Source organism: Ruminococcus flavefaciens (assembly GCF_900143025.1).
GTDB lineage: Bacteria > Bacillota > Clostridia > Oscillospirales > Ruminococcaceae > Ruminococcus > Ruminococcus flavefaciens_I.
In genome coordinates this window covers 72,782-80,448 of the sequence record NZ_FRCT01000008.1, presented here as the reverse complement: position 1 = coordinate 80,448, position 7,667 = coordinate 72,782, and the positions used below count along the sequence as shown (strand labels likewise).

Below are 7,667 nucleotides of genomic sequence, written 5' to 3'. Positions count from 1 at the left end.
GGGAAACCTTTCTGAAGAAAGGCTTTCCCCCGAACCCCTTTCCAAAGACTTTTTTAGCTGATTTTTTCTCAGATAGGGCACACCGAAAATAAAAAAGCCCCGCAAGTAATGCAGGGTGTGCCCTATCTGAGAAAAAATAAAACTGAAAGTTTTAGGGAGAGAGTTTGAGAGTGACTCCCCACAGTGTGGGGAGATGTCACGCAGTGACAGAGGGGACGTCCTCCGTCAGAGGAGCCCCTTTTTCAAAAGGGGTTCTCTCAATAAATACTACAAAACTGCTATATGGGTATCGAGGTTAAGCCGTCCTTTTTAATGTAGGGGCGGATAATATCCGCCCGCGAGCAACGAAGCAACATCACGCTACTGTAGGGGACGGCGTTCTCGACGTCCCATAAGCTTGCGCTCACATTATTTAAATAATATCGCCGCAGGCGACTTCATAATTCTCAATTAAAACAGCCGTTTGTACTGTGAAATCTCACAAATACAGACGGCTGTTTTTGTACAAAACATAGAATACAAAAATTATTTTTTTGATAATCAATGGTTTCCCATTGGTTTTGGACTGTTTTTGCCCCTATTATAGGAAGACAAAGTTAAGGTATCATTCGTCATCTTCCTCTGACTCCTCGTCCGAGTCGTCATCGGTATCTTCGTCATTGGTATTCTCATCTTCATCTTCGTCGTCATCATCGTCTTCCTCGCCGATGATCTTCTTGTATTCTGCTTCCTCAGCTTTCTCCTTAGCCTTTTTAGCAGCGGCTTTTGCAGCCTTTCTTGCATTCATAGGAGCAGTTTTCTTGCTGCGCTTCATAAGGACTAAAGCGAATACGATAACGATTATTATGATGCCCACCATTGCTGCTATGAAAGCGATCTTGGCGATATTTACATCTTTAGCGGTGAACTCAAGTTTATTAGCCTTGGAATACTTTTCTCCTGCCGAGCCTGAGAAAACGCTGAGTGAGAAACCGTCAACAGTCTTTTTCTGCTCGTTTTCGTAGGTGATACCGAAAGCATCTTCGCCTATCTTTGAAACGCTTTTCGGGATACTTACCTGTTTAAGAGCTTCACAGCCGAGGAAAGCCTCCTTGTTTATGGTCTTGATACCCTCCGGCATTATGAGCTTGTTGAGCTTCATGCAGTATGCAAATGCCAACTCGTCAATTAATTCGAGAGAAGCCGGCAGATCAACAGTTTCGAGTTCCATATCGAACATAAACGAACCGAAGCCTATGGATTTCAGACCGTCAGCAAAGTCAATTTTTTTGATAGAGGAGCAGTTTCTGAAAGCCTCATCGTCGATGTATACCAGCGAGCTTGGCAGGAACAGATTCTGGATATTTGCACAGGTGGAGAAAGCTCCGCTCTTTATGGTATTAATGCCGTTAGGGATAACGATATCTCCGCTTATATCCTTTGAAGCACGGTAGATAAAGTGCTTGTCCTTATCCATGAGCATATCGTTTTCGTAAACGAAATCAACAGCTGCGGAAGCGTCTATATCGGTTATGGAGAACCAGCAGCCCATAGCGTTATTGCCTATTTCCTTCAGCGAAGCAGGCAGGCGGAAGGAGCTTATTTTTCCGCACTGATAGAACGCATAATCGTTTATTTTTGTGATATTATCGGGAAGCTCAACATTTTCCAGATTATCGCAGAGTGCGAAGGAATATGCAGGCACTTCGTTAAGAGTAGCGGGCAGCTTTATGCTTTCAAGTCCGCTGCACGAGAAAAACGCCTGTTCACCGAGGGTACTCAGCTTTTTCGGCAGAGTAACTGATTTAAGGGAAGTGCAGCCGTAAAAAGCGTTCGGCTCGATAGTAGTGATGGAATCAGGCAAAGTGAGTTTTGTTATTCCCGTACAATTTGCGAAAGCTCCCTCACCGATAGCGGTTATAACAGTACCGTTTCTCATGGAAGGTACTGAATCCACGATAGTAGCCGTACACTGAACTATCTTGTATGTATTCTCGGGTGTGAGCTCATAAACGAAAGAGCCGTCAGTCAGCGGATCGTCGCCTGCGCTCGGTAAATTATCGGCGGCAGCGCCGAGCGGTATGCTGCACAAGGTCATAAAGCCTGCTGCGAGAACAGCGGCAGCCTTTTTTACATCAATCCTCATCGGATACTTCCTCCTCATCGTCGTCGTCTTCTTCCTCGTCAGCAGCTTCTTCTTGCTGCTTGCGGCGAAGCTCAGCGGACTTTTCCTTTCTCTTTGCTTTATCACTTTCGGCTTTTTTCTTTTTTACGCCCTTGCCGATGATAATGCCCAAGATCGCAAGGACAGCCGCACCTATGACAGAGCACAGAGCGATAAGGAAGCGTGTATCTATGTTCTTTCCGAGTATTTCCGTTGTATTTGTTATTACCTCTATGCCTGTTTTCTTAGCGTATTTATACGCTTCAGAGCCCTCAGGCGCATAGAGCTTGAAGCCCTCAACGAGAACGTCATTGCTTTCTTCTTCATCTTCGCCGTCCTCACTGCTCTTAGCATTGTAGTCCTTGCGGAAGCCGAAAGCGCAGGTACCGATGATATCCAGGTTTTCGTAAAGTCTGAGGCTTTTCAGAGAAGTACAATTATAAAAAGCGTCAGCGTCGATCATAGTAAGCTTTTCCGAGACCTTTACCGAGCTGAGATTTGTACAGCCCTCAAAGGCGTATGTGAGTATCTTCTCAACGTTATTCATTTCAACGCTCTTGATATTCTTGTTATTGAGAAAAGCGGATATGCCTATTTCTTTAACGCTGTCAGGCACCTTGAAGCTTTCGCCTGATTTATTTGCAGGGTAGCATATAAGGGAGGACTTGTCCTTCGAGTAGAGGATACCGTTTTCAGAGCAGAAATTGCCGTCACCGTCGGTAATGATTATTTCTTCGAGAGCAGTACACAGAGCAAAGGGTTCATCGTCCTTCCATTCCTTCAGACAGCCTGCGGCAGTGACCTTTTTCAGAGCGGTACAGTTGTTGAAAACAGCCTGTCCGATAGTTTCAGCGCCCTTGAATTCCACGCTTTCCAGCTTTGAACATTCAGCAAAGGCAGCAGTGCCTATTTTCTTGACGCTTTCGGGTATAACGATATTTTTCAGCTCGGGGCACTGTAAGAAAGCGCTTTCTCTTATTTCCGCAACAGTATCGGGAAGGATAATTTCCTCAGCCCCACAGCTTGTAAAACAGCCCGGGTATATTGTAACTATCTTGTGTCCGTCCAGCTCGGCAGGAACAGTAACTGTCTTGTCTGCGGAGAAGCAGGAAAGGAGTATAGCGTCGTTGTTCTTTAAAGCGTAGGTATAGTCGCCGGAGGTGTTGGATTCAAGTGAGCTGAATTCTTTTTCCTGTGTATACTGTTCGCGTGTAAGGAAGGTGAAGTTGTTTTTGTAATCATAATCGCTATCCGAGTCGGTGGAGTATGTATAAGCTGCACCGCCTACCTTGCCGACTAAGGTAAAGTCATTCATTGGGATTATTCCGCCGTATTCCGATGAACGGTAGCCGAAAGCGGAATAGCCTATATCCTGTACGGAATCGGGGATTATAATTGTATCGAGACCTGTATCCACGAAGGCATACTGTCCGATAGATAAAAGCGACTCAGGGAGAGTTATGTCCTTGATAAGGCTGCACCCTGCAAAAGCACCGCCGCCGATAGTTTCAAGACCGTCGGGGAGGAGCACATTCTCTATAGTGCTGCACTGTGAAAAGGCGTAGTTAGGGATAGCATCAATAGATGTCTTGCTGAGGTCAACAGTTTTGAGATATATCATATCGCCGAAAGCAAAAGCGTCTATTTCCGACAGAGAAGCAGGGAAGTTCAAGGTGCTCAGTCTTGCACTGTAGAAGGCAGAAAAGCCTATAGTGGTAACTCCTTCGGGTATAGTAAAGCTGTCGCCCTCTTTACACAAGGGATAGCACAGGAGAGTTTTCTTGTCCTTGGTGTAGAGTATGCCGTTTTCGGCAGTATATTCGGTATTGCCGCTTTCCACCTTTATCTCTTTGAGCTTAGTGCAGTACATAAAGGGGTTATCAGCGGAAATGTACTCGATAGAAGCAGGTATGGTAACGGAAATGTAAGGATTATTCTCATGGTCCTTTCCGAGAGCAGTTTTTCCCAGCTCTGTTACCTTCTTGCCGTCGAGAGTATCGGGTATAACGAGAAACTCCGCAGTGCTGGTGCAGTCCTCGATACAGATATTGCCCTCTGTGGTAAGAGAATACTTGAAATCTCCGCTTGTCTTATAGTTGTCTTCCTCGGCAGCGGTCGTTGCTTCGGTATCTTCGTCAGCCTCAACAACTGCGCCTTCGGGAGCAGCAAGGGATATCAAAGGTGAAGCCGCAGATGAAGCGCAGAGAATAAGCCCTGCGATAAAAGCGGCAGTTTTTTTACAGTTAAACATAAATATTACCCTCTCAATTATTTATGCGGCATAAAGCCGTTGTAGCCTTATATTATATCATAAAAGCGAAGCGTTATGATATAATTGTCCGATTGCAGGGAGCAAATCTCTGATTTGCGTATCTGCAAGGACTTTTTAATAATATATAATGAATGCTTTGCATTCATTATATCATAATATATGTTTTTTTTCAATGAATTTCACTTAGTTTTCGCATTTTAACAGTATATTTCAGATAATGTCCACATTTCAGGAAAGCTCTTCTGTAAGCAGCTTTTTCAGGGCTGATATGCTGAAAAACGGCTCATCTGCGAATAATTCAAGGAGCTTTTCCATATTCTCTTCGCAGTATTCGGTCTCCTTCGAGTAGTTTTTTGCAGTTTCGGCGCAGTCCGAAATAGTGCAGCAGCCGCTGTTCACAGCGGAATACCTGAAAAGTCTGGCGATAACGATAACACTTACGGCTGCAAACTTTGTATACCCCAGTATTTCGCCGTCATAGACGCTTTTCAGCAGATAGCGGAATACGAGATACTGGGCTATCCTGCGGAGATAAATGTGGGTATCGTTATTATGTGCAGGCATAGTATCAAAGCTGTCGGCGCAGCCCTTTATGTAAGGCAGCCAGTTTTCGTCGATAGGTTCAAGCTCGCAGAAGCAGCCGAAAATACGGTTCAGAGCATTGCCGCAGTCATCATTTTCGTTATCGGGGAAAGGGATATCAATACTTTCCTGCACCTCTGCGGCTATATCAAGGCTTTTGCTGAGTGCATCGGCAAGGGGGATATCCTCATTGCCGATAATGTCCAGTATATCGCCTCTTGCGGACTGTATAAGCTCAAAAAGCTCCTCATCGTAGTCGCCTGCGGCTCCCTCATCGTGGATATCACTTTCCGAGAGAGAAAAAGGACGGGAGAGTATGAGCTCTGCGGCAGCTTCGCAGCAAAGTCCAGTGCCGCCCTCCTTTAGTCCGTCGAACCACTCGAAATACCGTGGGTGGTCGGAGCATATACGGCACAGCTTATCCTCGCCCAGCTCCGTATAGATATCGCAAAGCCCCTGCTTGTTAAGAAAGGGACATCGTTCATCTTCCGTAAGCACGAAACAGCCGTCACGGATATTTTCTTTGAGCCTTTTGCCGAATTCTCCGCCTACGCTGTCGTAATACCGCGCGGTATCTTCATCAATATCTATTTCCCAGCCCTTACAGCAGCTATCCTTGCATTTGTCCGCGATACAGCGGAAGTCCTTGCAGTATTCGGGGGTCCTGTATATCATATAAAGTCTCCTTTATGGCAATAGTAAAGGGACTGTGAAGTCAGTCCCTTACATTTTCAACATATTCTGTTTTGCTGTGCTTGATTATCTCGGCTCTGTTGAACTCCTCGGGAGTAATGAAGGTAGGAACTATCTCGTGGAGCTGTTCTATAACGGTGTCGCAAAGGTTTTCATTGGCAGCGTTGCGCAGTCTCCTGAGCTTTTTGATGAATTCATCGCCGTCAAGCTCTATCTGCTGACCGATGAATATAAGCTCGTTTGAGGTCTTTCTGAGTCCCTCCTCGTTCATAAGGAGCTCTTCGCGGAGCTTCTCGCCCGGACGGAGACCTGTGAACTTTATCTCAACGTCCTTATATGGCTCCTTTCCGTACATACGGATAAGGTTTTCGGCAAGCTTAACTATATGTACGGGCTTGCCCATGTCAAGCACGAATATCTCTCCGCCGTGAGCTATTGCAGCGGCTTCGAGGACGAGGCTTACAGCCTCGGGGATAGTCATAAAGTATCTGATGACATCGGGGTGAGTTACTGTAACAGGCTTGCCCTGCTCTATCTGCTTTTTGAAAAGCGGTATTACAGAGCCGTTAGAGCCGAGAACGTTTCCGAAACGTGTTGTTACGAACTCGGTATAGCAGCCTTTCTGCTGAGAAAGGTACTGTATTATCATTTCACAGCAGCGTTTTGAAGCACCCATGACATTAGTTGGATTTACAGCCTTATCGGTGGATATCATAACGAACTTCTTTACCTTGTGGAACTGAGCCAGTGAAGCGGTATTGAAGGTACCGATAACGTTGTTCTTGATAGCCTCCATAGGAGAATTTTCCATAAGAGGTACGTGCTTATGAGCTGCCGCATGGAATACGATATCGGGCTTGTACTTCTCGAAAATTCGGTTCATGCGGTAATAATCTCTTACAGAAGCGATGAGTACCGTAAGGTTAAGGCTGTCGCCGTAGTCCATTACAAGCTCCTGCTGTATGCTGTAGGCGTTATTCTCGTAGATATCAACTATGATTATCTGCTGAGGACCGTATTTAGCTATCTGACGGACAAGCTCAGAGCCGATAGAACCGCCTCCGCCTGTTACCATGCAGACCTTGCCATAGATGAAATGGCGTATCTCCTCGTTATCGAACTTTATAGGTGCGCGTCCGAGCAGGTCCTCCACCTTGATATCACGCATCTGAGTAAGGATAGGAGTATTTCCGTTGTCGAAGATAAGGTTTCCGATGAAGGGAACTACCTTCACGGGAAGCTTTGTACATGAGCATATGTCGAGGATACGCTTTCTCTCGTCCTCAAGGCAGGAGGGGATAGCAAAGATTATCTGCTCGATATGCTGCTGATCCACGAATTTGATTATCTCGTTTGTAGTACCTACAACGGTAACGCCGTTTATTTCCGTGCCTATCTTTGATCTGTCATCGTCGATGATGCAAACGGGATCATATTCAGCACTTATCTTATCATCGGTATAAGATGATAAAGTAGCATTTTTTATCTCAGTGAGTATCATACGGCAGGTCTGACCGCCGCCGACTATCATTGTACGCTTCTTTCCGCTTTCGGTAACCGAATTTGCAAAGGTAACGAAGGTCTTTTTAAAGAGTATTCTGAAAAGGCATACGCCTATAAGGGTTATGATGCAGTGAACAGTTGCATAGGTTATGTTTACGTTGTTCCTGATTATGTAAACGAATATAGACGCTACGATATATCCGCACATTACTCCGTAAGCACAGGAGAGGTAATCACGCTTATGGAAAAATCTCCACAGCTTGCTGTATGCGCCGAATATCAGCAGCGAACCGCAGCAGGTCACCGACCCGACCACAAAGCTCATAAGCATATCAGGGCGTGAGATATCCTGTTCAAAGAATGAAAGGATAAAATTCGTGATAAGAGCAGATGCCACGACAATAAAAGCATCTGCAAAGGCAAGAATGACTCTGCGGAAACTGAACTTTTCTAATAAATTTTTCATCTTTTTCC

General features: G+C 45.4%; 4 protein-coding genes. All 4 read right to left on the bottom strand.

The window, feature by feature from the left end; all coding sequences use genetic code 11:
- Positions 1 to 604: 604 nt before the first annotated feature.
- Positions 605 to 2,125: a leucine-rich repeat domain-containing protein gene (locus BUB28_RS09920; protein ID WP_072951087.1), complete on the bottom strand. Its 1,521-nt coding sequence runs from the start codon at positions 2,123 to 2,125 to the stop codon at positions 605 to 607.
- Positions 2,115 to 4,394: a leucine-rich repeat domain-containing protein gene (locus BUB28_RS09915; RefSeq protein ID WP_072951086.1), complete on the bottom strand. Its 2,280-nt coding sequence runs from the start codon at positions 4,392 to 4,394 to the stop codon at positions 2,115 to 2,117. The genes BUB28_RS09920 and BUB28_RS09915 overlap by 11 nt, the downstream gene beginning before the upstream one ends.
- A gap of 249 nt (positions 4,395 to 4,643) precedes the next feature.
- Positions 4,644 to 5,672 (bottom strand): flagellin lysine-N-methylase, encoded by a 1,029-nt coding sequence (fliB, locus tag BUB28_RS09910; protein WP_072951085.1) that lies wholly within the window; start codon positions 5,670 to 5,672, stop codon positions 4,644 to 4,646.
- Between the two features lie 40 nt (positions 5,673 to 5,712).
- Positions 5,713 to 7,659, bottom strand: a complete 1,947-nt coding sequence (locus BUB28_RS09905; protein WP_072951084.1) for a polysaccharide biosynthesis protein — start codon at positions 7,657 to 7,659, stop codon at positions 5,713 to 5,715.
- Between the last annotated feature and the right edge of the window lie 8 nt (positions 7,660 to 7,667).

Coding starts and splice junctions, on each gene's coding strand:
- BUB28_RS09915 (WP_072951086.1), bottom strand. CDS start 4,394: ATGTTTAACTGTAAAAAAACTGCCGCTTTTATCGCAGGGCTTATTCTC.
- fliB (WP_072951085.1), bottom strand. CDS start 5,672: ATGATATACAGGACCCCCGAATACTGCAAGGACTTCCGCTGTATCGCG.
- BUB28_RS09920 (WP_072951087.1), bottom strand. CDS start 2,125: ATGAGGATTGATGTAAAAAAGGCTGCCGCTGTTCTCGCAGCAGGCTTT.
- BUB28_RS09905 (WP_072951084.1), bottom strand. CDS start 7,659: ATGAAAAATTTATTAGAAAAGTTCAGTTTCCGCAGAGTCATTCTTGCC.